Annotated in this window: 21 protein-coding genes, 1 tRNA gene and 1 riboswitch; of the genes, 9 read left to right on the top strand and 13 right to left on the bottom strand. The window is 61.2% G+C overall.

Annotated features, from left to right (window positions below; all coding sequences use genetic code 11):
- The first annotated feature begins 5 nt into the window (after positions 1-5).
- From HY737_07585 to HY737_07570, 4 genes are all read left to right on the top strand, one after another.
- Positions 6-1,397, top strand: a complete 1,392-nt coding sequence (locus tag HY737_07585; GenBank protein ID MBI4598241.1) for a nodulation protein NfeD — start codon at positions 6-8, stop codon at positions 1,395-1,397.
- Positions 1,397-2,149 carry a slipin family protein gene (locus HY737_07580; GenBank protein ID MBI4598240.1) on the top strand — a complete coding sequence of 251 codons (753 nt, stop codon included), beginning with the start codon at positions 1,397-1,399 and terminating at the stop codon, positions 2,147-2,149. The genes HY737_07585 and HY737_07580 overlap by 1 nt, the downstream gene beginning before the upstream one ends.
- A gap of 108 nt (positions 2,150-2,257) precedes the next feature.
- Positions 2,258-2,341, top strand: a tRNA-Leu gene (locus tag HY737_07575).
- 21 nt (positions 2,342-2,362) lie between these two features.
- On the top strand, positions 2,363-2,740 hold the full coding sequence (locus HY737_07570) for a response regulator (protein MBI4598239.1): 378 nt from the start codon (positions 2,363-2,365) through the stop codon (positions 2,738-2,740).
- Here the strand turns inward: HY737_07570 and HY737_07565 are convergent.
- From HY737_07565 to HY737_07550, 4 genes are read right to left on the bottom strand one after another with little or no spacing between them, the layout of a single operon-like run.
- Positions 2,737-3,804, bottom strand: a complete 1,068-nt coding sequence (locus tag HY737_07565) for an acetyl-CoA carboxylase carboxyltransferase subunit alpha (protein ID MBI4598238.1) — start codon at positions 3,802-3,804, stop codon at positions 2,737-2,739. The genes HY737_07570 and HY737_07565 overlap by 4 nt on opposite strands.
- A gap of 6 nt (positions 3,805-3,810) precedes the next feature.
- A complete protein-coding gene (locus HY737_07560; protein ID MBI4598237.1) occupies positions 3,811-4,722 on the bottom strand; it encodes a L,D-transpeptidase family protein in 912 nt (303 codons plus the stop codon).
- An 18-nt stretch (positions 4,723-4,740) separates the two neighbouring features.
- Positions 4,741-5,187: a divergent PAP2 family protein gene (locus tag HY737_07555; GenBank protein MBI4598236.1), complete on the bottom strand. Its 447-nt coding sequence runs from the start codon at positions 5,185-5,187 to the stop codon at positions 4,741-4,743.
- A gap of 9 nt (positions 5,188-5,196) precedes the next feature.
- Positions 5,197-5,805, bottom strand: a complete 609-nt coding sequence (locus tag HY737_07550) for a hypothetical protein (protein ID MBI4598235.1) — start codon at positions 5,803-5,805, stop codon at positions 5,197-5,199.
- A gap of 152 nt (positions 5,806-5,957) precedes the next feature.
- Between HY737_07550 and HY737_07545 the strand changes: the two genes are divergently transcribed.
- Together HY737_07545 and HY737_07540 are read left to right on the top strand one after the other, a co-directional pair.
- Positions 5,958-7,481, top strand: a complete 1,524-nt coding sequence (locus tag HY737_07545) for a YifB family Mg chelatase-like AAA ATPase (protein MBI4598234.1) — start codon at positions 5,958-5,960, stop codon at positions 7,479-7,481.
- Positions 7,482-7,543: 62 nt separating this feature from the next.
- Positions 7,544-8,161: a transposase gene (locus HY737_07540; GenBank protein ID MBI4598233.1), complete on the top strand. Its 618-nt coding sequence runs from the start codon at positions 7,544-7,546 to the stop codon at positions 8,159-8,161.
- Between the two features lie 30 nt (positions 8,162-8,191).
- Here the strand turns inward: HY737_07540 and arsB are convergent, their stop codons facing one another.
- The 4 genes from arsB to HY737_07520 are packed head-to-tail and all read right to left on the bottom strand — an operon-like array spanning position 8,192 to position 14,164.
- Positions 8,192-9,232: an ACR3 family arsenite efflux transporter gene (gene arsB, locus HY737_07535; GenBank protein MBI4598232.1), complete on the bottom strand. Its 1,041-nt coding sequence runs from the start codon at positions 9,230-9,232 to the stop codon at positions 8,192-8,194.
- A gap of 49 nt (positions 9,233-9,281) precedes the next feature.
- Positions 9,282-9,776 (bottom strand): tRNA (N6-threonylcarbamoyladenosine(37)-N6)-methyltransferase TrmO, encoded by a 495-nt coding sequence (tsaA, locus tag HY737_07530; protein MBI4598231.1) that lies wholly within the window; start codon positions 9,774-9,776, stop codon positions 9,282-9,284.
- A 31-nt stretch (positions 9,777-9,807) separates the two neighbouring features.
- Positions 9,808-11,154 (bottom strand): hypothetical protein, encoded by a 1,347-nt coding sequence (locus HY737_07525; GenBank protein MBI4598230.1) that lies wholly within the window; start codon positions 11,152-11,154, stop codon positions 9,808-9,810.
- Positions 11,102-14,164, bottom strand: a complete 3,063-nt coding sequence (locus tag HY737_07520) for an outer membrane lipoprotein-sorting protein (GenBank protein ID MBI4598229.1) — start codon at positions 14,162-14,164, stop codon at positions 11,102-11,104. The genes HY737_07525 and HY737_07520 overlap by 53 nt, the downstream gene beginning before the upstream one ends.
- A 135-nt stretch (positions 14,165-14,299) precedes the next feature.
- Positions 14,300-14,387, top strand: a riboswitch (cyclic di-GMP riboswitch).
- Between the two features lie 60 nt (positions 14,388-14,447).
- Here HY737_07520 and HY737_07515 point away from each other — a divergent pair.
- The 3 genes from HY737_07515 to HY737_07505 are packed head-to-tail and all read left to right on the top strand — an operon-like array spanning position 14,448 to position 17,517.
- Positions 14,448-16,754, top strand: a complete 2,307-nt coding sequence (locus tag HY737_07515) for a PAS domain S-box protein (GenBank protein ID MBI4598228.1) — start codon at positions 14,448-14,450, stop codon at positions 16,752-16,754.
- Positions 16,733-17,128, top strand: coding sequence for a response regulator (locus tag HY737_07510; GenBank protein MBI4598227.1), 396 nt, complete (start codon positions 16,733-16,735; stop codon positions 17,126-17,128). Before HY737_07515 ends, HY737_07510 begins: the two co-directional genes overlap by 22 nt.
- On the top strand, positions 17,128-17,517 hold the full coding sequence (locus tag HY737_07505) for a response regulator (protein MBI4598226.1): 390 nt from the start codon (positions 17,128-17,130) through the stop codon (positions 17,515-17,517). The genes HY737_07510 and HY737_07505 overlap by 1 nt, the downstream gene beginning before the upstream one ends.
- Positions 17,518-17,579: 62 nt before the next feature.
- Here HY737_07505 and HY737_07500 read toward each other — a convergent pair whose 3' ends face one another.
- From HY737_07500 to HY737_07480, 5 genes are all read right to left on the bottom strand, one after another.
- On the bottom strand, positions 17,580-18,752 hold the full coding sequence (locus HY737_07500; protein ID MBI4598225.1) for a hypothetical protein: 1,173 nt from the start codon (positions 18,750-18,752) through the stop codon (positions 17,580-17,582).
- Between the two features lie 117 nt (positions 18,753-18,869).
- The gene (locus HY737_07495; GenBank protein MBI4598224.1) at positions 18,870-20,297 is read right to left on the bottom strand and encodes an MBOAT family protein; all 1,428 of its coding nucleotides are present in this window, start codon (positions 20,295-20,297) and stop codon (positions 18,870-18,872) included.
- A 12-nt stretch (positions 20,298-20,309) separates the two neighbouring features.
- Positions 20,310-22,157, bottom strand: coding sequence for a tetratricopeptide repeat protein (locus HY737_07490; GenBank protein MBI4598223.1), 1,848 nt, complete (start codon positions 22,155-22,157; stop codon positions 20,310-20,312).
- The gene (locus HY737_07485; protein ID MBI4598222.1) at positions 22,154-23,788 is read right to left on the bottom strand and encodes a tetratricopeptide repeat protein; all 1,635 of its coding nucleotides are present in this window, start codon (positions 23,786-23,788) and stop codon (positions 22,154-22,156) included. The genes HY737_07490 and HY737_07485 overlap by 4 nt, the downstream gene beginning before the upstream one ends.
- A 42-nt stretch (positions 23,789-23,830) precedes the next feature.
- Positions 23,831-24,229 (bottom strand): response regulator, encoded by a 399-nt coding sequence (locus HY737_07480; GenBank protein ID MBI4598221.1) that lies wholly within the window; start codon positions 24,227-24,229, stop codon positions 23,831-23,833.
- Positions 24,230-24,298: the final 69 nt, after the last annotated feature.

Raw genomic sequence — 24,298 nt, 5'->3', positions numbered from 1 at the left:
ACACTATGAAACTTTTTCGATATTTGCTGATCATCGGAATCTGTGGGTTAACTGGGCTACGCAGCGCCGCCAGCGAAGCCGCCCACGTCAATGTCATCGAGCTGGATAATCAGATCATCAGCCCGGTCACACAGCAATATATTGTCGATGCGATTGAGCGCTCCGAGTCTGACGGCGCGGTCTGCCTCGTGATCAAGCTCGATACGCCGGGCGGCTTGCTGGAATCGACCCGCGCGATCGTCAAGCGCATGATGAACGCCAAAGTGCCGATTGCGGTTTACGTGGCCCCCTCAGGCTCCCGGGCCGGTTCGGCCGGTGTCTTCATCACGCTCGCCGCGCACGTGGCGGCGATGGCGCCCTCGACGAACATTGGCGCGGCCCATCCGGTGGTCATGGGCGAGGGCGGACCGATTAAACGATTAGTGAAGCGAGCCACTGGCGAAAAAGAGAAAGAAAAAGAAGAAGTGGAAGAAACCGAGACCGATCCCATGACCGAGAAAATCATCAACGACACGGTAGCCTGGGTCACCACCATCGCGAAGACTCGCGGACGCAACGAGGAGTGGGCCAAAAAAGCCGTGACGCACAGCTTTTCGATCACGGAAACTGAGGCGCTCAAGGAACACGTCATCGATCTGATTGCGATCGATGTCCCGGAGTTGCTGAAAAAAATCGAAGGACGAAAAATTGAGCTCGCCGGTACCCCGGTTGAGCTGCATACGGTGCCGGCCGATGTGGTGACGGTGCCGATGTCCAAGCGCCAGGAATTTTTGGCCGTCATCACCAATCCCAACATCGCCTATCTGCTCATGCTCGCCGGCCTGCTTGGCTTGTTCGTGGAGTTCACGCATCCTGGCGTTGGTTTTCCCGGCATTGCCGGATTGATCTGTCTGCTGTTAGCGCTTTATGCGTTTCAAGCGCTGCCGATCAATTATGCCGCCGTCGCCCTGATTCTGCTGGGCGTCGGACTCTTGATCGCCGAAATCAAAATCATCAGCCATGGCCTGCTGGCCGTCGGAGGCATCATCGCGCTGACCCTGGGCAGCCTCATGCTCTTTGAATCTCCGGACCCGACGCTGCGCGTGTCCTGGAACGTCATTGTGCCGACGGTCGCCACGCTAGCCGGCATCATCCTCTTCGTCGTGACACGCGCACTCAGCGCCCAGCGCCGGCGCGTCACGACAGGCGTCCAGGGACTGATCGGATCCATCGGGGTGGCGAGGACGGCGCTAAAACCTGACGGCACCGTGTTTGTCCACGGAGAGCTGTGGAGCGCTGTGAGCAGCAAGACGGTGCCTGAAGGCGCGCGCGTGCGGATCAAGAAGATCGAAGGGCTTCAATTGTTCGTTGAGCCGGTTCACGCCGTCAACGGCGGGGCCAAGCCAGGAGGGGCATAATGGTGGGCTATGGGCTGTTTCCAGTCGTCATCTTACTGGTCTTCTGGGTGATGAACTGCATCAAAATCTTGAATGAATACGAGCGCGGCGTCGTGTTTCGCTTGGGACGCATGCTCTCGCAACCGCTCGGACCGGGGCTGATTTTCATTCTGTTTCCGATCGACCGGATGGTGCGCATCAGCTTGCGCACGGTCACCCTGGATGTGCCGCCGCAAGATGTGATCACGAAAGATAACGTGTCGATTAAGGTCAACGCGGTGATCTACTTCCGCGTGATCGATCCGAACAAGGCCATTGTGGAAGTGGAAGACTACCTCTTCGCCACCTCCCAGATGGCCCAGACCACCCTGCGCAGCGTGCTGGGACAAGTTGAATTGGATGAACTGCTCGCCCAGCGCGACAAACTCAACCAGCAGCTCCAAGCGCTCATCGATCGGCACACCGACCCGTGGGGGGTTAAAGTGTCAGCCGTCGAAACCAAACAGGTCGACCTGCCGGAAGAGATCCGGCGCGCGATGGCCAGGCAGGCCGAGGCCGAGCGGGTGCGGCGGGCGAAGATCATCGGGGCGGACGCGGAATTTCAGGCGGCCCAGAAGCTGGTGGATGCCGCGGCCTTAATGAGCGAGCAGCCCATGTCGCTGCAGATGCGCTACCTGCAAACACTGGCCGAAATCGCCACGTCGGACAAAAACTCCACGACGATCTTTCCGATTCCGATTGATCTGATCAAGCCCTTCCTCGAAAAGAAGTGAACCGACAAGGCGATATCAGATATGAAATGGCGTTTTGATATCTGATATGGATTGCCTGTTTCATATCAGATATGAAATGGCTATTTCATATCTGATATCGAACTTCAGGCCGGGGTGGTGGAACTGGTATACACGCGGGTCTCAAAAACCCGTGGTCGCAAGGCCATGAGGGTTCGACTCCCTCCTCCGGCACTCTGATATCGCCTGGAACAGATGCCAAAGCGGCTGTTGTTGATCGACGATAACGCGGATAACCGGCTGGCGTTTGCGGTCCGGCTCAAAAACCATGGCTTTGACGTGGCTGTGGCCGGCTCCGGAGGCGAGGGGCTGCGCTTGGCGGAGGCGCAGTCTCATGATTTGATCCTCATCGACCAGCGGATGCCGGATCAGAAAGGCACCGAGGTCTATGCCGCGCTTCGGTCGCGGCCGAGCACCGCCACGGTCCCCATCATCATCTTCACCGCGGATTTTCCGCCGGAGCATTGGCAGCCGATCGCGCCGGATGATCCGCGAGGCCACATCATGGGAAAACCCGGAACGCACGTGATGCTCTTGCGGCGGGTCGAGGAAGCGCTGGGGACGGCGGGTTAAGAAGCGTGCGGCAGCGGTTGGGCGGAGAAGACGCCGATCCGTCGAAAGCGCTCGTAGCGGCGCGCGAGCAGCGCGGCCACCGGCAGCCCATCCGTCAGGCGCAAGAATCGCTGTATCGACGTCTTGATCTGGCGCGCCACCGCCGCGGGATCTTGATGGGCGCCGCCGAGCGGCTCGTCAAGCACTTCATCAGCAATCCCCACGCGCAATAAATCATCCGAGGTGAGCTTGAGGGCGGCGGCGGCCTCAGGTGCCCGCGCGCGATCCCGCCACAAAATGGCCGCGCACCCCTCCGGCGAGATCACCGAGTAGTACGCGTGCTGCAGCATGGCCATCCAATCCCCCACGCCGATGCCAAGCGCGCCGCCTGAGCCGCCCTCGCCGATGACGCAGATGTACATCGGAATCTTTAAGCCGGCCATCTCGCGCATGTTGAAGGCGATGGAGTGGGCCTGGCCGCGCTCCTCCGCTCCGATCCCTGGATAAGCCCCCGGCGTATCAATGAAGATGAACACCGGCCAGTGGAATTTCTCCCCGAGCCGCATCAGGCGCAGCGCCTTGCGGTAGCCTTCCGGATGGGCCGAGCCGAAATTGCGCATCAAATTTTCCTTCGTGTCCCGGCCTTTTTGATGGCCGATGACCACGCAGGAGCGCCCGTCAAATGTTCCCACGCCGCCGACCATGGCGCGATCATCGCTGAAGAGCCGATCGCCGTGCAGCTGCACGAAGTCCGTCAGCAGCAGCGGCAGATAATCCAGGGTGTAGGGCCGCTGGGGATGCCGGGCCAACTGCACGCGCTGCCAGGGGGTGAGATTGGCGTAGACGGCGCGCTTGAGCTGCTCAAGCTGCGCTTGGAGAGACGCCGCGAGCTCGGCGTTTCGCTCGCGATCCGGCGCTGATTGGAGCTCGCTGAGGCGGCGCTCTAGCTCGGCGATAGGCTTTTCGAAATCGTACCGATAGCCGTTCAACCCGCCGCTGGTCGCTGCCGCCCGCTTGGGGAGCGGAGACGATCGCTTGGGGGCGGATCGTCGTTCAGAGGCGCGTTCCGAAGGCGTGGTGGCCATCCCCGCTCAATCGACAATCGTCACATCGGTGCCAACCGGCACGATCCCGAAGAGCTCCTCGACGTCATGATTGGCCATCCGCACGCAGCCGGCGGTCACCTGCTTGCCCAGCGCCGCCGGATCGACCGAGCCGTGGATGCCGTAGCCTTGCTTATTCAGCCCCAGCCACCGCGTGCCAAGGATATTTTCCGGGCTCTCCGGGGGCACCACCGCCCCCTGCTTATACCAGACGGGATTCGGAATCTTTGTCACGATCTTAAACGCGCCCACCGGTGTGGAGTTGTCCTTGCCGGTGGCGATCACATAGCTCTTGACGAAGCGGTCCTCTTCTGTCAGCAGCAGCTCATTCTGGGATTTGTCGACGACAATGCTGAATTTGCCTTTCGGCACTTTCAATTTCTGCCGCGGGCGGATCACATCGCTCTTGAGATTATTCGCCTTGCGCAACAATTCCACCGTCGTGCTGTTCGCGGCGGCGATTTTTCCGAGCGAGTCGCCGGGCTGCACCTCATACTCCCGATCCAAATCGGTCAGGGTGGGAGAAAACAGCAGCGAAACATTCACATGGCCCAAGCGGCTCTGGGTCGCCGACATCAGGCGCGAATTCGGAAATTGCTCCACCAGCCGCTGGTAGGTCGCGCGGGCTTCCACCCATTGCTGCTGGGCTTCGTACACCTGCCCCAATCCCAGCAGGGCTTGATCCGTCCACGGCGCATCGGGGTAGGTGGCAATGAGCTCCTCGAAATTTTTCTGCGCCTCAGGCCACTGCCCGGCTTGCTGCGCGTGCAGGCCCCGCGCTAAAAGGCGCTTGGGCTTGCCGCCAAACCATCCCTGCTGGCCGGCGACCATGAGCAGCCCGATCACTGCCAGAGCGACTCCCGCTGCGACAACCGCCACCACGATTCGACGACGCATCATCCTTAGCTCCCTCTCCGATCACCGCAAGACCATCGCGGTCGCAATGCCCAGCCCCGCCCCGGCCAAGACTTCGAGGGGCGTATGGCCGAGCAGCTCCTTCAACCGTTGTTCCTGAATCCGCCGCTTAAAATACATATCTTCCATCATCTTATTCAGGACTTGGGCTTGCCGTCCACTCCACCGGCGAACCCCTTGGGCATCGAAGAGCGTAATGACCGTGAAGGCCGCCGCAGCCGCGAAGAGGGGGGAATCAAATCCTTGGAGGAACCCGATGGAGGTGGACAGCGCGCATACCCCGGCGGCATGGGTGCTGGGCATGCCCCCGGTGCCGATGAGCCAGCGAAAATCAAACCGCTTCAGGCGAATGACTCCGAGCGCCATCTTGATCGCTTGCGAAATCACGCACGCGAGCAGCCACGAGCAAAACGCCTGATTCGCCCCCCAGGCGTTCAAGATGGCCAGCATGCGAACGCGTTACTGCGCTTGCGGCTCCAGCACGTGCACATGCCGTCGCGGAGTGTCTCCAATCATCGTCGAGGCGCCATCCCGCACGAGGTAGCCGCGATTGCCTATGGCCAGCCGCTGCCGGTCGGCTTCTCGCTCGGCTTGCATGCGCATCCGCCAAGCCGCAAACCGCTGCTCCCAGATCTTGTGCTTGACGTCGCGGATGGCCAGCCGAAGCGCTCGGAGATCGGAGAGCTTCGCTTCCAACTGCTGCTTTTGCGCGCTGACGGCATTCAGGTCGTTCGTGAGGGCGACGTTCTTTGAGAGCAGCGCATCCTGCTCCTGTTTGAGGGACGCCAATTCCACAGCGGCGCGTGTGAGGCGCTGCTGTGCCAGTTCCAGCTCATGACGGTAGCCGGCGAGATCGCCGGCTTGCCCTTCAATCGTCTGCGCGGCCTTGGTCAACGCCTCGTTGAGCTGCGCGCGTTCGGCTTCCAGCTCCTGTAGCTGTTTCGCAATCTCCTGATTCGCCTTGGCCAGGCGCCGCCGGTCGCCTTCAACAGACCAGGCGTGCCATAAACTGCTGAGGGCGAGCAGCGCTAATCCGATGACCAATAGACGACTTGCCGTAGATGTCATGGGGAATCTCCTTGACCGTCGGAAGGCAATTGTGTTAGCGTTTAGTATACTCCGGACGTCGCAAAAGACAAGCGCTTTTTCAACCTCGCCGCGCCGCTTCCAGCTCCGCCCTTCCTCGCATTCACCGGACCATTGAACCCCATGGAGGCATCATGCTCGCGCGCACCACATCGTATACGACACTGGGCTTGCACGCCGTTGCGGTCGACGTGGAGGTCGATGCCGCGCGCGGGCTGCCCACTTTCTCCATCATCGGTTTGCCGGATCAGGCGGTGAAAGAAGCCAAAGAGCGCATCCGCGCGGCCATCCTCAATAGCCAATATCAGCTGCCCTCTTCAAGGCTCACCATCAACCTCGCCCCGGCGGATGTCAAAAAGGAGGGCGGCATTTTTGATTTGGCGATGGCCTTAGGGATGCTTGCGGCCACAGGGCAAGCCGATCCTCATCGGGTGGCCTCGCTGATGGCGATGGGAGAGCTCGCGTTGGATGGCAGCGTGCGCGCCGTGCCCGGAGTCTTGCCGATTGCGCTGGCACTGCGCCACAACCGACGGCCGTTGATGGTGCCGAGGGCCAATGCCCAAGAAGCCCGCCTCATCGGCGGCCTTCACGTCGTGCCGGTGGCGTCGCTGACCGAGGCGGTCGCCTGGCTCTCCGCGCCGAGTGCCGCTGCCCCAGCGCCTTCAGCGTCACGCCGAGCGCTCCGCGCGCCCGCACGCTATCCGGTCGATTTCGCCGATGTCCGCGGCCAGGCGCACGTCAAGCGCGCGTTGGAAGTCGCCGTGGCCGGCGGCCATCATGCGCTGCTGATCGGCCCGCCCGGCTCCGGCAAGACCATGCTCGCCCAGCGCATGGCCACCATCGAGCCGGACCTCTCGCTGGATGAGGCGTTGGAAGCCACCGCGATTCACAGCGTGGCGGGGTTGCTGCATGAGGCGCCGCTCATCGCGCAGCGGCCGTTCCGCGCGCCGCATCATACCACCTCGGCCGTGGCCCTGGTCGGCGGCGGGGCGACCCCCAAGCCCGGCGAAGTGTCGCTCGCGCACCATGGAGTCTTGTTTCTGGATGAGCTGCCGGAGTTCCATCGAGACGCCTTGGAGAGTTTGCGGCAGCCGCTCGAGGACGGCGTGATCAGCGTCGCGCGCGCGAAACGCTCAGTCACCTTTCCCGCGCGGTTTCTGCTCGTGGCCGCGATGAATCCGTGTCCGTGCGGCTACCTCACCGATCCCAGGCGGCGGTGCCGCTGCCCGTCCCACAAAGTGGCGCAGTACCTGGCGAAGATTTCCGGCCCGCTGCTGGATCGCATCGACCTGCACGTGGAAGTGCCGGCGGTGCGGTTTGAGACGCTCACGCATCCGGCCGACGGAGAATCATCGCAAGCGATCAAGGCGCGCGTGGTGGCCGCGAGGCGGCGAGCCCGGAAGCGCTTGAGACCGCTTGGCGTGGCCTGCAACGCGCAGCTGCGCCACCGCGACTTGGCGAACGCCTGCCCGCTCAGCCTGCAGGCTGCCGCGCTGCTGAAATCCGCGCTGCAGGAGCTGGGGGTCTCGGCCCGCTCCTACGGCAAGCTCCTTAAAATCGCCCGGACGATCGCGGATCTGGCCGCGTCGGAGGAGATTCTCCCTGAGCATCTGGCCGAAGCGATCCAGTATCGCAGCCTCGATCGTCAACTTTGGTAAGGAAACGGCCGTCCCCACTGGTGACAGTCACCGCCGGGGACAGACATCGAGTTGAGGACCGGATGCCACGAACTGCCCGATTCATTCAGGACAACGGGTACTACCACGTCATCTCTCGTTCCATCAATCAAACCCATATCTTCAGGGACCCTGAAGACTTCTCCCGCTTCCGCAAGCTGCAGCAGCAGGCGAAACGCGACTTTCCCCTCCGCCTGTTTCACTACGTGATCATGCACACGCACTTCCACTTCGTCCTTCAGGCGACAACCCAACACGCCCTCTCAGCGCACCTGGCCCAGCTCAAGTGGAGGTACACGATTTGGATGCGTAGGAAATATGGATGGAAAGGCCCGCTCTGGAGGGAACGATACAAAAGTTTGCCGATCGAAAGTGAGGAGTATCTTACCGCGTGCGGAACGTACGTGGAGTTCAACCCTATTCGGGCAGGCCTCTGCAAGGAACCGGCGGCTTACCCGCACAGTAGCTACCGGCATTACCATCTTGGGGTTCCCGACGAGCTGCTCGATCCCTATCTGCCGCCAGCACTCCCGCCCTCGCTGTCTGCCATCGACTATTCCTCCGAGACCGCGAGGTTCATCTTCAGCGCCGCCACGGCCATCGGAGGACCGGCCTATTTGTTCCAGCGCCGCCCAGCCAAAAATGCCTGTCCCCAAAAGTGACTGTCACCTTACTTACTACCTACCCTTACCTTACTGGAAAAGCCCCCGAAGCCGGAGCGCCACATTCACCAATGCAATCATGACCGGGACCTCGATGAGCGGCCCGATGACCGTGGCAAAGGCCGCCTCCGAGTTAATGCCAAAGACGGCAATGGCCACGGCGATGGCCAACTCGAAGTCGTGGCTGGCCGCGGTGAGTGCCACCGTCGCTGTCTGCGGATAGGCGCCCCGCAACGCCTTGGCCCCGAAGAAGGTGATCAGGAACATCGCCACGAAATAGAGCACCAAGGGCACGGCGATGCGAAACACGTCGGAGGGCAACTGGACGATCAGCCCACCCTTGAGGCTGAACATCACCACGATGGTGAACAAGAGCGCCGTCAACGTCAGCGGGCTGATGACAGGGATGAAGCGCCGCTCATACCACTCCACCCCGCGCAGTCGCAGTCCGATCACGCGGCTGGCCACACCGGCAAGGAACGGAACGCCCAGATAGATGAAGACCGTCTTGGCGATCTCGCCCATGCTGACATCAACTGCAGCCCCCTGGACACCCACGAGCGGCGGCAGCGCCGTGATGAACACCCAGGCGTAGACGCCGTAGAGCAACACCTGAAACACCGCGTTGAACGCCACCAGCCCCGCCGCTAAGTCCCGATCCCCTTCCGCCAGATCGTTCCAGACCAGCACCATGGCGATGCACCGCGCCAGGCCCACCAGGATCAGGCCGACCGCGTAGCCCGGCAGATCGCGCAAGAAGGCCACGGCCAGCGCAAACATCACGACGGGGCCGATCACCCAGTTCACGAGCAGCGAGAGCGCGAGAATCCGCCCATGCCGCAGCACGGTCCAGAACTTCTCATAGCGGACTTTCGCCAGCGGCGGGTACATCATGAGGATCAGGCCAACCGCGATGGGGATGTTGGTCGTCCCGACTTGGAAGCGGTTGAGCCACGCCTCAATGCCCGGAAAGACCCATCCAAGTCCAACGCCCACGGCCATCGCCAGAAAAATCCACACCGTCAACCAGCGATCCAACCACGACAGCCGCTTGGGGCACTTCGCGCTCATCAGTCCCACCCTCTCATCCGCCTATGCGGATATCGCAGGTGACAAAAAATCAGCGCCGGATCCCCTGCTTGCTCAACACGCGTCGATCCACCATGCACTGGTCCACATCGCCCAAGCACCCCCCCACGCAATTGGGATCCGTCTCAAGCTTGTCCAACTGACGCACCCACGCAGGAATTCTGAACTGCCTGACGGATTCTTTCTTCGTGTACGGTTTGATGTCCAAGATGGGGGTGCCATTCCATGCATCCAAACCTTCTACCCAAAGCCGTGAGCCTCGTCGTTTTAACAGCCTCACCACCGTCAAGCCAATCGGGTTAGGCCGGTGCGGCGTCCTCGTAGCCAGGAATCCAATCCTCGGTAGTTCCTTGAAGCCCTTGGGATGAATCTTCAGCTCAGGCTTCTTCGCCTGATGCAGCCAGAACAGAACAACGACGTGGGAGAACTGCTCGATGCCTTCGAGCCCTTGCGCCCAGCGTTTGTGAATCTGAAGTGCGTTGCCGCGCACCCTGCCGATTGGCTGAAGAACAACCTTTTGCCTCATGGTCAAAACGCCACAACCTTCTTCATTGGCGTCAGAAACTGTACCGCACTCTCACATACAGATTATCGTTATCTTCAAGCTGCCCGAACTCGGTCCAGTCATGCGTGCCGAAGAAGACGTTGGCCCCGATGGTGGCCTTCCACTGATCATTGACCTGCCACGTCAGCCGGGGGCGCAGGTGCGCGTCCTCGTCGGTCGGTGAGTACAAGACGAAGAAAGAGGCCTCAAGCGTCTGCATCCAGAACAGCTTGGTGATCCGACACGTCACAAGTTCTCGGAACTGATCACGCGGCACATCCCCGGGCAGGAAGCCGGCCGTGAACTGATCGAAGTCCAGCATCTGCTCGACGTAATATTGGAGCCCAATGCGAAGATCGTTTGGAAAATCGCGCTCATAGCCTGCGAGGTATTTCATCAAGGCATTTTCAATCAGGCGGTTCTTGCCGCTGCGATCCTCCAGCGAGTCGTCGTAGCCGATCTCGCCATAGGTGATGCCGCCAATCGCTGGAACAGGGCCCCGGAGGCTCGCCCCGTAGACCGCAAGCTCCGGATAGAACAGCTCCCGGGCATCCTGGTTCTTGATGCCCATGGCTTGCTTGAAGAATCCTCGGAACGCATACCCGGCGACTTCATAGCCGCCAATGATTCGGCTGACCCGACCGGCGATCTCGGTGTTCTTCGGCTGGAACGATGGCTCCGTTAACAGGCGATTCGACTCCTTCCCGGCCAGACGGCCAAGGAGGCTGTCAAAGAAGCTTAAGCCGTTGCCGGTGATGGGGGTGTCAGGCGTAAAGAAGGGGATGAGGATCAGATCGAGCGAAGCCCAGGGACTAAAGAAAGAGAGCTTCGCCGCATCAGAAGGCATCTTGAGATATTCATCATCCCTGCCGATAAAGAAGGAGACAAAATCTTTCGGAAAGACATCGTTGATGAAGAGCAGATCGCCGGTTCCCCAGGTGAGAATCTGCCGGCCCAGCTTGACATCCAGCCAAGCCAAGGGGCTGGCCGAGACATGCGCCTCACGGATCTTGTAGCGGAGGGCTTCGTCGTACTCATCAACGACCAGATCCCCTTTGTAGAAAACTTCAGGGTTCCACGAGGCCAACGGTGCTGAGCGGGGCGGCCGCCAGGCGGCTTTTAATTGAAAGCGCTGCTCCAAGACGTTGAACTCGTCCTTCTGCGTGCGCTCATCCCCGAGGAACTTCGGGCCATAGACCGCTTCGACAAACCCGTGGAGATCTGGGAGCTGTCCGCCGGCCCGCACGCGTGCTGGGAACAGCCAGAGCCCAACAGCGGCGAGGCCAGCGCCGACGACGATGGACCTCCTAGCGGATCCACTGCGCCGGCGGCCTGCGCAGGCTGCGTTCTTGAAAGACATCGGCTGAGAGTCCCATGTCGTAGGACACCGCGTGCAGCGCCATCTCCGTGAACCGCGCGTTTCCCAGATCCTTCATCACCGCCTTCGTGATCGTGGGCGTGCCTTGGATCGTCTGGATCTCCTGCGTCTCGTAGACCTTGTACAGCGCGCCCTGAAGATCGTAATGCTCCACCTTCAGCGGCAGGTGCGTGGCCTTGTCGATCCAAAATTTGCGGTAGCTAAACTCCACCCCCTCTGGACGTTTTGGCGTGCTCTTGACCACGAACGCGGCATGCTCGCCGAGCGCTTCCTCGCCCACGACCTCATGCGCATCCTCGTCAAGATCCCGGCCGGACACATCCTCGTAGGTGAAATCGGAGCCGGCGAAGCTGGTGCGCTTGTCAGACGTGGCGATCCGTTTGACCAAATCAATAGCCGGCAGATAGAGCCAGCGGTCATCATCCCGCCCTGGGTGCTTTTCGACGAGGAAGCTCATCCCCTCCACATCGGCGGGCTCATGAAAGTAAAGGTAATAGGACTGCTCGCCCCCGTCGGTCTGATCCCTGCGCAACAGCGTCAGGCGGCGTTTCCGTGCCTGACCCTGGCGGTTCACGATCCGCATGAGCACCTCTTCCTTGGCATCCTTGCCTGAGTAGTAGTAGGCGAGGAGCGTCTGCTCCATGATGGAGCGACCGCTAGGGGGTTCGGCGGCCTGAGCCGCGCGAGGCCTCCACACGCCAGCAGACAGCAACAGCACCAGCAGCATCGACGTGACAGGTTTCATCCCACCCCCTTTGAGCAACACGCGCTTCAACAGCTGGATCAACGCCGGCAGGTAGATGACGCTCATGACCGAAGAGAGAACCATGATCGCCGCCATGAAGACGCCCACGGTGATGTACGGGGTGAGGTCCGCGAAGGCCATCACGGCAAACCCCAGCGCAAACAGGATCGCATTGAGAAAAATGCCCTTCCCCGGTCGAGTCACGGTCCAGACGAGCGCCGCCGAAAGATCCGGCTGCTCCCGGTACCGTTGCTGGAAGCGGCCGACAAAGTGGATCGCGAAATCAATGGCCATGCCGAGGGAGAGCGTGGAGAGGACCGCCACCGGCATGTCGAAATCCTTGCCGATGAACCCGACGACCCCGTAGATCACGGCGATCGTGAATAACAGCGGCAGGAAGCTCACGATCCCCCAGAAGAACGACCGGGTTTCAATCATCAAGAGGATAAAGACCAGTGCGAGCCCCCAGAGGAAGCTCATGAGCATCCCCCAGAGCACTTCATGGTTCCAGACCATGTTGAAGTAGGCGATGCCGGCGGGTTTCACGATGGCCTCATCAGGGAGGGGATGCTGAGCCAGGTACGCCTGTGTGCGAGCCATCACCTGTTCCATCACCCCGGCATCCCAGCTTTTCAGTTGGAGGAGGATGTTCGCCTGCTGGAGCGAGAAATCGACGACGTTATCAAGGTGGCGCGGTTTGGCGGCGGACTGCAAGAGGAACAGGTATTGGCCGGCCTCGCGGGCGGACGCCGCGATGCGCTCGAAGGCCGCATCGTCATCGTGCAGCACTCGATTGACCCGCTTGAGGTAATCGGCGACGGAGAGGGTGTTGCCAACCAAGGGATCGCGCTCCAGCTCCCGTTGGAGGCCCTCAATCTGGCGCAGCATCGCCGGCTCTCCCATCGCTCCCTCTGTGCGTGCTTGCACGACCAGATAGGCGGTTGACGTGCCTCCTAAGCGCTCATTCAGCACCCGGTCGGCCGTCCTCACGACGCTGTGGAACTTGAACCAGTGCACCATGTTGTTGTTGACATGAATGCGCGCCAGACCGATTGCGGCCACGACGAACAATCCCAGGCCTGCCAAGAGAATCGCCTTCGTCCTGCGCACGCAGAACTCGCCCAGGCGTGATAGCCACTGAAACGACGAACGGCTCGTTGCCGTCTGTGGCCGCGTCATCTTCGTCATGCGTTCATTCGACATCAGCATGAGGAGCGCCGGTACGAGGGTGTAGCTCATGAGCAGAATGACCATGGTGCCGAAGCCCACGACGAGGCCGAAGATCTTGACTGGAATAATGGCGCCGCTAGCCAGCGCGGCGAAGCCCACCGCCGTCGTGACATCGGAGTAGAACACCGGCCCCCCGACCACCGCCATCGTTTCCAAGACGGCTCGGCGCTTGTCCTTGATCTCTCGAACTTGAAAAGCAAACTCGTTAAAGATGTGGACCGCATCCGTGGCGATCGCCATCAGAAAGACCGGGCTCATGGAGCTCATGATGTGCACGGGATACCCTAACCCGATCAAGCCGCCCAGGCTCCAGATGATGCTGATCATCGCCACACTCATGTTCGCCAAAATCACCGTCCCGCTGCGGAACATCAGCCAGAGGGCCACGCACATGACCATCCCGGCGATCGGCGAAAAGAGGGCCATCTGCCGAAACATCTCGGCGCCGAAGGTGTCGCGGGCCACCGGATCGCCGGCAAGGTAAAACTGCTCACCGTCTGGCGCTTTCGGAAGCAGGGCGCGGATCTTGTCCGCCACCACCTTGCCATTCGCCGTGGGTTCAATGGGGATGAAGATCGCCGTAGCGGTGGCATCAGCCGATATCAGACGGTTGACTAACAGGGGATTGCCAAGCAATGACTCCCGAAGTTGGAGCAGCTCTCGCTCAGATTGCGGAATGTCTCCCACGGCGGGTTTGACGACGAGCTCGCCATTCACTGAAGTCACGTTGTCCACGCTGGTCAGGCTGTCCACGTCACGCGAGATGACCCCAGGAATCCGCTGAATAGCGCGGGTCAGCTCCGCGACCGTCTTGAGCGTGCGCGGATTGATCACGCCTGGCGCTGCTGCAGGTGGTGGGGTGACGATGCCCAGCACGATGACATCCGGATGCAGGACAAACTCCCGCTCGACCTGGTCGTTGTACTGCCGCACCGGTGAGGTCGCGGGGAGCATGTGCTTGGGGTCCGTGTCGACGGTGATCTTCGAAAACTGCGCGCCGAAGAGCAGCGTGATCACAGCGGTCAGGCCAATGACCAACCGGGGATGGTCTACCGAAAACGCTGAACAGTATGCTGTGGGCATAAATCTAGAGTATACCTTGAAACGAAGGCAAAAAATATGATATAGAACATGTAGTTATCGTGCACGACCTGTCCGAACGAGCAAACCCCGCGAAAACCGGGGACGCAAAACCATAGGCCCGCACTTCAAGAAGCGACAGGGCAGCTGGGTTGCCGAAGACAGCGTCGGCGATGCCCTTCGCTTCATTGAGGTGAAGGGTCTTTTGTTGGCTGACACTATGGATCAACCTCTGGCTGCTGCCACAAGCCTGACCGCGTTCGCCGCCTTCGGGTTGGCGTTGGCGGTCGTCATTCGCGAACGCGCCTCCGTCGTCAGCCTGCTGTTTCTGCTGATGAGCGCGACGATCGGCTGGTGGCTCTTCGCGTTTTCCCACATGTATGGCGCGGCTGATGTCGACATGGCCTTGTGGTGGGCGAAAACTGCGTATCTCACCATTCCGCTCATCCCGGTCGCCGTCAGCCATTTTGCCGCCGTCTCGTTGGGGATGTATCGAGAAAACCGGGTGATCCTTTGGCTCGGTTGGTTCCTCGCGGTGTCGTTTGCCTCAGCCATCGTCAGCACCGATGCCCTGATTGGCGGGCTCTATCAGTACCGGTGGGGCTATTACCCGCGGTATGGATGGCTCAGCGTCTCCTACTTGACCTTTTTCTTCGGCATGCTCGTCATGAGCCTGCGGTTGTATTGGGTGGAATACCGCCAGGCGCGACCAGGCACGGCGCGGTGGCAACGCAGCCGGACATTTTTGGGCGCGTTCGGCATTCTCTATCTCGGCACCTGGGATTATCTGGCCAAATTTGGGCTCCCAGCCTACCCGTTCGGGTATGTGCCAGTGCTGATCTTCCTCGGCCTGGTCGCGCGGGCGATTTGGCGGTACCGGCTCGTCGATCTGACACCGCAGTTTGCAACGAGCCAAATTTTGGAGACGATGAACGGAGGCGTCCTCGTCGTCGATATGGAGGGCGACGTCCGCGTCGCCAATCGCGCCGTCAGTGAACTGCTGGGCTACTCGCCTGCTGAACTCATCGGCCAGCCGATTACCAGGCTGTTTGAAACGTCGCTTGAACGCGCCATGCCCATGGCGCATCTCACCGAGCAAGCCATCATTCGGGATCGCGAGATGGTCTGCCGAACCAAGCCTGGGGAACCAGTCGACGTGAGCGTCTCGGCCGCCACCATCATGGATCCGCGGGGGACTCGGGCCGGAACGGTCTACGTCCTCCTCGATATCACCGAACGCAAGCTCATCCAGCATGCGCTGCGCACCAGCGAAGAACGGTTGCGGGCGGTCGTGGAATCCGCGCAAGATGCCATCATTTCTGCCGATCACGCGGGGAACATGATCGCATGGAACAAGGGCGCTGAAGCGATGTTTGGGTATGCGCCGCAGGAGGCGCTGGGCCAGCCGCTGACCCTGCTGATGCCGCAGCGATTCCATGAGGCGCATCAACAAGGCTTCAACCGGTTTCTGAAGACGGGGGAAGCCCGGGTCATGGGGAGAACCATCGAGCTGGCCGGCCAACGAAAGAATGGGATGGAATTTCCGCTGGAATTATCCCTGGCGAGCTGGATGACCCAGGAAGGACGATTCGTCACCGCCATTATCCGCGATATCACGGAACGCAAGCGCGCGGCCATCCAGCTGGAGCAAACCAACACATTGCTCAAGGAGCAGCAGGAGGAATTATTGCAAACGCTGGCCAAGTATCGGCGAGCGAACCAGGAGCTGCAAGAAGCCCAGTTGCGATTGATTCAAGCGGCGAAGTTCGAATCCGTCGGCCGCCTGGCCGCCGGCGTGGCGCATGAGGTGAAAAATCCGCTCGCGATTATGGTGATGGGCATCGACTATCTCTCACGACACGTGCAGGGCAACGGGCCGCATGTCGGCGTCGTCCTGCAGGATTTGAACCAAGCCGCCTGGCGGGCGGATCGGGTCATTAAAGGATTGCTGGATTTCTCCGCGCCGACTGAGGTAAACCTGGAGGCCGGCGACCTCAATGCCACTATTGAACAGGCCCTGCTCCTGGTCCGGCATGCGCTGGACAAGCAGCATGTCCGCGTGGCGACCTCTTTTGAGCCGCGCCTGCCGATGGTGAGGCGCGATCAGACCAAACTCGAGCAAGTCTTCGTCAACCTCTTCATGAATAGCATCGATGCGATGCCTGAGGGAGGCACGCTGTCCATCCGCACGTATCAGACAACGTTGCCCGAGGCCTCCGACGGTGTGGGGCATCGCGACACCGGCGTGTTTGCCGCGGGAGATGCCGTAGTCATGGTCGAAGTCGATGACACGGGGGTGGGGATCCCCGATGTCCACCTGCTGAAGCTCTTCGATCCTTTTTTCACGACGAAGCCCACCGGCAAGGGCACCGGGCTGGGCCTGGCGGTGACCAAAACGATCATCCGGTTGCACGGCGGAATGATCACGGTGAAGAACCGGCCGGAAGGCGGGGCGCGCGCAACGATTGTGCTGAAAGCCGATCATGACGAAGGAGGTGATGGCCGATGGGCAAAGAACGGATCCTGATCATCGATGACGAACCAAGTTTCACGCGGCTGCTCCGGTTGAACCTGGAGCAAGCGGGCCGGTATGAGGTCCGAGAGGTCAACGAGGGAGCGCGGGCGCTCGCCGAGGCCGAGGCGTTTCACCCGGACCTGATCCTGCTGGATATCATCATGCCCGATGCGGATGGCGCGGCAATCGGCGCGCAGCTCCGGGAACATGCCACGCTGAACGCCATCCCGATCGTCTTTCTGACCGCCGTCGTCTCGAAAGAGGAGGCGCGAGACACCGGCGGCTATATCGGGGGAAATTTCTTTCTGGCGAAGCCTGTCAGCATGGAGGAGCTCTTGAGCAGTGTGGAGGCGAAGCTCTCTCAAGGGAAGGAGGCGCATCGGTGATGATGGCCCATCGCAAACAGATTTTGATTGTGGAGGATGAAACGTCGCTCGCGAGCTTGGTGAAATGGCACTTGGAATCTTCCGGGTTCGAGGTCCATGCCGAGCACGCCGGCAAGCCGGCGCTGAGCTATGTGGCGGAGCATCGGCCAGACCTGGTGATTTTGGATTTGCGGCTGCCCGATATCACCGGGTATGAAGTGTGCAAGCAGCTGCGGAAGCTGTGCCATCCGTGGGAAGTGCCGATTCTGATGTTGACAGCCATGGATAAGCCCATCGACCAATTGCGCGGCTATGCCTTCGGGGCCGATGCCTACATGACCAAGCCGTTTGAGCCGATGGAGCTGCTGAAAACGGTCACGCTCCTGCTCGGAGAAGTGACGCTGGCGTAGCCGCGCGGCAGGATCGGCGGATGCGGCGATCGCGTCGGTGACGCTCACTCACCGGGGCTGTCCTATTCCAGCCAGGGGGTAAGACGTTCCGCAATCGCCTTCGCCGCCAGGCGCACGCCGTGCGGATTCCAATGTGTATTCCCCAGGTGAAAGACGAGTTCGCCCTGAGGCACGCCAGCCTCGCGATACACCTGGCGCAAATCCAGTGTGGGCACGCCAGCCGCTTCCAGTTTGGGGAGCAGCTGCGTGAAAAAATCCGGGGGGCGAAGGCCTCGCCGATATTCCGGCGGGACCAAATCCCAATAGACGATCTCCTTGCTCGGATTTCCCACGAAGAGAAACTGTACGCCCCGCATCGCCATGGCGTGATGATACTGGCGAATCACCCGCACGGTCCTGTCGATGTCCTCTGGATGCTGCTGGTGGTAGCCGATCGCCGCAAGATCATCGCGGAAGAAAAACATATCAGACTGGTTGCTCTTGATCACCGAGAGCCCTAGAGGATGACGCCCGGTGATTCGACGGATCAGATGCGAAACGAGAAACGGTTTCTTCCGAATCTTGTCCCACGCGATCTGCGCGCGTGCCGGAAGTAGCCTGTACGGGTTCGGTGGGCCGCCAACCCGCACGCGACCAGGATATGGGACGCCGAGGGGTACCAACCGCCAAGCCACGGACCGTTCCATGAAGGAAAACACGACGACCTTTGGCGGGCGCTGTTGAAACCGCGGATCCTCCACGAATTTGCCGAAGTACGCCGGGGCATATGCGTACACCGGGCGGCCGGTCATGCGCTCCAACACCTCTGAAAGGATGTCGTCCTGCGTCATCGATGAGCCGACGATTTCTGAATCACCGATCACCACGATGTCGATGGGCTCGTTCCCCGGCCGCGGACGATTCCGGTAGCCGTACGCATCCGTGTACCACACCACATTCCGCGGCTTCGAATACCGCGTGCGTGGCACCAAATCGTCGTGCTCCAGCTTCTGCAGCACCTGGTTGGGATACCACCATCCCGGTCTGGCCCCAGCGGGCCGCTGATCCACCATCACTTCCCAGCATCGAAAGGCGTACCACTCCAGCGGAATCACGAGTTTCCCGATGAGTGCCGGCACGACCGTCAGGCTCAAGAAGAGCGTGATGGCCAGTTGCGAGCCGCTCGCCCCGCGCCATCGAGCGCGCTGGACGCGCTGCAAAGCCTGGATGGCCTCCGCCACGTCGGAGCGCGGCACGTTGAGGTGCTTCGCGATTTGGCGGCAGCTGGCCGTCTTCCAGTTGGCCTGGATAAACGCGATGTGCTCTGGCGTTAACGACGTGCGCTCTTCGGAAATGGACTTCTCCTGCCCCGGTTAAAATTGAAAATAGATGAACGGCTTCCCCGCGGTCGCGCCGAAGAACATGGTCACATAGAAGACGAGCATATAGCCGGCTGTTCGGAGCAGTGGATGCCGTGCCAGGATCGCCGGACGGTCCCCGCGCCTGAACTGGCTGTACTCCACCACAGCAAAGAGCGCGAGCCACCCCAACCAGCGCTGCGCCATCATAGCCTGCCAGAGATCCCGCGCGTTCACCTGCAATGCCATTCGAGTGAGCAACTCCCAAGCCGCGCTGATTGACGGCGCCCGGAAGATCACCCACCCGATGCAGACCAAATGGAAGAACACCACCATGTTCACCACCTGCCACACCATGCCAGGAAACGACCTCTTGTCGGTTGAGAGTGCTTGCCTGGCGGGTTCTACCAGCCGGTGCGCAATCAGCAGGCCGCCATGATACGCCCCCCAGACCACAAAGGTCCACGAAGCGCCGTGCCATAATCCGCCGAGGAGCATGGTCACCGCCAGGTTTCTGAATATCGTCAGCGCGTGCCCACGGCCGCCTCCCAGCGGGATGTAGAGATAGTCCCTCAGCCATGTCGAGAGGCTGATGTGCCACCGGTTCCAGAACTCCCTCGGATTGGTGGCGAGATACGGCAAATTGAAATTCGCCATCAACTCGAAGCCCATGCATTTGCCGAGCCCGCGGGCGATGTTCGAATACCCCGCGAAATCGCAGTAAATCTGAAAGGCGAACGCGTACGCGGCGATGAGCACGACCGGTCCGCTCGCAGGCGAGCCCGCGGTGAACACCGGATCGACGAATTGGGCCAGCGAGTCGGCCACCAGAACCTTCTGCAGATAGCCCCACAGGATGAGGAAACACCCTTCCTCAAAACGTTCCAGACTCAGCGTGCGCGGCGCAAGCACCTGCGGGAGGAGGTTTTTCGCCCGCTCAATGGGACCGGCGACGAGCTGTGGAAAGAACGTCACGAACAGCGCAAAATCAAGAAATCGGCGCGTGGGCTGAAGCTGACCCCGGTAGACGTCGATGGTGTAACTCATCGTCTGGAACGTATAGAACGAAATGCCAACCGGTAAGATGATCTGCAGCGTGTGAGGATGCACCGTCCATCCGACGGATGCGAGGAGGCTCTCGAATGACCCCGCGAAGAAATTGAAATACTTGAAGAACCCCAGGATGGCGAGGTTCCCAGCCACGCTCAGACCCAACACCATGCGCTTGATCCGCGCCGAGTGGGCTCCATGGATGCCCAGGCCACAGAAAAAATCCAAGACGGTTGAAATCAAGAGCAAGCCGAGAAATCGCCAATCCCAGGCGCCGTAAAAAACATAACTGGCCACGAGCAGCATGAGGTTTTGCCACCGGTGGCCTAAGCCACAGTACAGCCCGTACACCACGATAAAAAAGACGGCGAATTCTAGCGTGTTAAAAGACATCGACGCAGTTCATCATGGCACGCGGGCGAGGGCGAGGTCAAGGTTCGCTTTCGCCTGGGGATGCTGCGGATCGAGGCGAAGAGTCGCGCGGTACTCGGCGATGGCGTCCTCCAGCCGCCCCTGCTCAACATACACGTTGCCGAGATTGTAGTGGGCATTCGGGTCATTGGGCGCGATCCGCACCACGGCTTGCAGCTCGGCCGCGGCTTCCTCGAATCGACCCTGCCGAGCCAGGACGGCGCCGAGGGCGAGATGCGTCATCAGCTCGTCCCCGCGAGACACCCAGCGTACACCAGCCACCGGGGGCGCTTCTTTCTCCTGTTGTAACAACCGCAGCGCTTCGCGGTAATTGGCCTCTGCCCCAGCCAAATCACCCTCGCCAGCCAGTGCGACACCCAGATTATGATACGCATCAGGCAAATCCGGTTTCAGCTCAAGCGCGCGATGGAATGCCGCCTTGGCCGCCTCCGCCTGCCCGAGCAGCATCCGGGCTAAGCCGAGATTATAGTAGGCCTCGACATAGTCGGGCTTCAGCCGAATCGCCGCCTCAAAATGGCTCACCGCCTCTGCGCGCCGGCCAAGATGTAGCAGCTCTGAGCCAAGCGTGTTCTGGGCTCGGAAATTCTGGGGCCGCTTCGCGATGATGTCCTGCCACATGCTCAACTCGCTGCGATAATCCGCATTGCGCCGCATGGTCAGGCCGGTGAAGATCGCCGCGATGCCGATCACGAGACCGATGGCGAGCCGGCGTTGTTCGGCCGGCCCCTTGACAGTCCGGCCGATGAGCCACCATGCCGTGAACACCGCGAAGGCAATCACCGCGGCCAGCGGCAGATACATCCGGTGCTCCGCCGCGAGATCTCTGATGGGGATGACGCTGGAGCTGGGAGCCAGGGTGAGGATGATCCACGCGCCGAGCATCCCGATCGGCCGACGCTGGATCAACGCCACGATTGTCACCATCACGAAGATGCCGATCGCCGCGCTGGGCCACACGATGGCTGCCGTCGTGGTCGCGAGCGGCCAGAGGTAATCGAGCACCAACGGGTGCGGCCAGACGGCAAGCCGAAGATACTGGAGAATGACGCCGGGTTGTGTCGCGGCATACGCCAACGGGGTGGCCGCCAGCGGCATGGAGCCGAGTTGTGAATGAGGCCGGGCGAGCTCTTGCTCTCTCGCCAACCAGAGGCAGAAAAGACCGAGCAGCCATGTGGCCGCGAGGCTGAGGTAGTAGCCTCGACGCTGGCGCAACGCCGCCAGCCAGCCGGGTGAGAGCAACAATGCGTCATAGAGCCACACGGCCACGGGGGCGGTCATCATCACCGGTTTGGAGAGCATCCCCAACGCGCAGGCGATGACCGAAATGTTGCGCCACGCCGAACGACGGGTCGCTGCACCCCGAATGAACGCGTAGAGGGTCGCCAGGTAGAAGAAGCCCATGAGCGATTCGCCCCGCTGAACGATATACGTGACGCTTTCGGTCTGCAACGGATGCACGGTCCACAACAGCGACACGGCGAAGGCGGTGCCTGCGGCTTCCTGCTTCCATCGAGGGCGCAGCAGCGATGTCTGCAACGTTCGCCGGATCACGCCATAGAGGGTGAGGGCAGCCGCAAGATGCAAGGCGAGATTGACCGCATGATACCCCCACACCTGAAAACCTCCGAGGGCATAGTTGATGGCGAATGACAGCGCGGTCATCGGCCGCCCCCCGGTCAGCCACAACGCCGGCGACCACGGATGGGCCAGGTGCGGATTGTGGACGATGGAGCTGAAATCATCGAAGAGAAACGGCACGGAACAACTGTTCGCATACGCCGCAAGGCCTGCGAGCAGGATCAGGATCACCTGAGCGCTCATGGCGTCGTTGGGCCTGAGGGCCTCTGCGCTGCCAGCCAGCGGGTCAGCTCGTCATAATTCTTGCGAGCCTCCACATCATCCGGATTGACGCGCAGCGCTGCGCGATACTGCGCGAGAGCGTCGTCAAATCTCCCCTGCTTGGCGAGCAGGACCGCGAGATTATTGCGAACGCTCGGATCATCCGGGTCCTGCTGCAGCGCTTTCTGATACCAACGGATCGCTTCATCACTCCGGCCTTGGCGCGACCGCACAATGCCCAGGTTGTTGTAGAGCTGCGTATTAGCGGGGTCGCGCGAGAGGGCGATCAGAAAATGCTCCGCCGCCTCATCGTAGCGGCCCTGCTTCCCGAGGGCAATGCCTACGTTATTGTGCGCGCGGCCGTTGCGGGGCTGTTTGGCGACGGCGTCGCGCCAGATGGACTCTTCGGTCTGATAGACCGCATTGCGATGGAGGGTCGCGATCCCCAACCCGAGGGCAGCACTTCCCACCAGCAGCACGGCCAGCGCTCGGCGCGCGCCAACAACAGGAATCATGCGACGCATAATGGCATCCGCCCCGAGCACGATGAGCAGCACGACCGCGGCTAGCGGCAGATACAGGCGATGCTCAAAGACCAGATCCGCCAGCGGAATGATACTGGATGTGGGGGCGAGGATCACAAACCACCAGGCCCCGAGATACCCCATCCGAGGATGATACATGAGCGCCCACACGGTCGCCGCCAGAAGGACTGCGACCATCGCCAGCGGCGGGATGATGTCGGCAGCCGTCGCGGCCATCGGCCAGTCGTAATCGATACAGAGGCCGGCGGGCCAGATGGCCAGCCGAAGATAATGCAGGATGACGCCAAGCTGTGTGGCGCCGTAGGCGAACGGGCTCGCTTGCTGGGCCGAAGCCACCGTCGGAGTCGTCACCCCGTGTTGCGCGGTAATAACGAGCGCGGCAAGCCAGATCCAGGTCGCGCCCAAACCCAGATACACCGGTCGTCGTCGACGCCAGGCCTCGCGCACCGAGCCTGACAGAAAAACACCATCGTAGAGCAAGATCATCAGCGGCGCGGTCACCATCACGGCCTTCACGGCCATGCCGGCCGCGCAGGCCGCGATGGACACGGCATACCATCGCTTGGGGCGCGGCGAGGCCGCGCTTCGGATCACGCCATACAGCGTCGCCAAGTAACACAGACCCATGAGGACTTCGGCCCGCTGGATGACGTAGGTGACACTGCTCGTCTGCAGCGGATGGAGCAGCCATAGGAGTGCGGCTGCCAGGGCGATCGCAGCGCTGCGGAGCGTGCGTCGGATGATCCCAAACAGCAGCAGCCCAGCCGCGAGATGGGCGAGGACATTGACGAAGTGATATCCCACGACGCTCGTGCCGCCGAGGGCGTAATTGAGCGCCAGCGAAAGGGTCAGCAGCGGCCGGCCGGCGACGCTTTTGGCGAGTGGCGCCGCCACGTGAGGATCCGCGATGCGCCAGAGGCTGCGCACCTGGGGGTTGTCGATGATCCACCGCGTGTCGTCGAGAATAAAAGGCCCGTGCAGGCTGTTGTGATAGGCCCAGGCGGTGGCCAGCGAGAGGAGGATGGGCGGCAGCCACCACGCGATGCGACGAGCCGATGGGGAATCCATCAGGATGAGTCTAGCAAAAAACCGCTAAATGCCAAGCTCCAATCAGGCAGGGGCGGGCCGCGAGGACAAGAGGAAGGCGATGGTCTTCAGGAGGGTGGCGATATTATCGTGCTTGCTTAAGTACGCATCCGCCCCGGCCGCCAGCCCGCGCTGCTGCTCGCTCGGCCGATCCAAGACGGTGAACATGACGACGGGCAGCGTGCCCCGCTCATACCGATGGCGCAGCTCTTCGCAGACCGTGTAGCCGCTGATATCTGGCAGCTGAATGTCCAGGAGCACGAGATCCGGCCGTTCGGTCATGAGCCGGCCCAGCGCGACCGCGCCGGTGCGGACAATTTGGGCCTCGTAGCGCGCCGCGACCAGCCGGATCGCGAGCATTGAAGCCACATCTGGGTCATCCTCCACCACGAGGATGCGGGGCTGATGGGTCATCATGGTCATGCGCAGCGCCTCTTCGCAGAAACCTGCTGTCTAGACTATGGCTGGTGGTGCGCCGCCTTGTCAAGGGAC

Source organism: Candidatus Omnitrophota bacterium, from assembly GCA_016209275.1.
GTDB lineage: Bacteria > Omnitrophota > Gorgyraeia > Aquiviventales > Aquiviventaceae > JACQWM01.
Note: the sequence above shows the minus strand (reverse complement) of the source record. Positions and strands in the feature narration are given on the sequence as shown.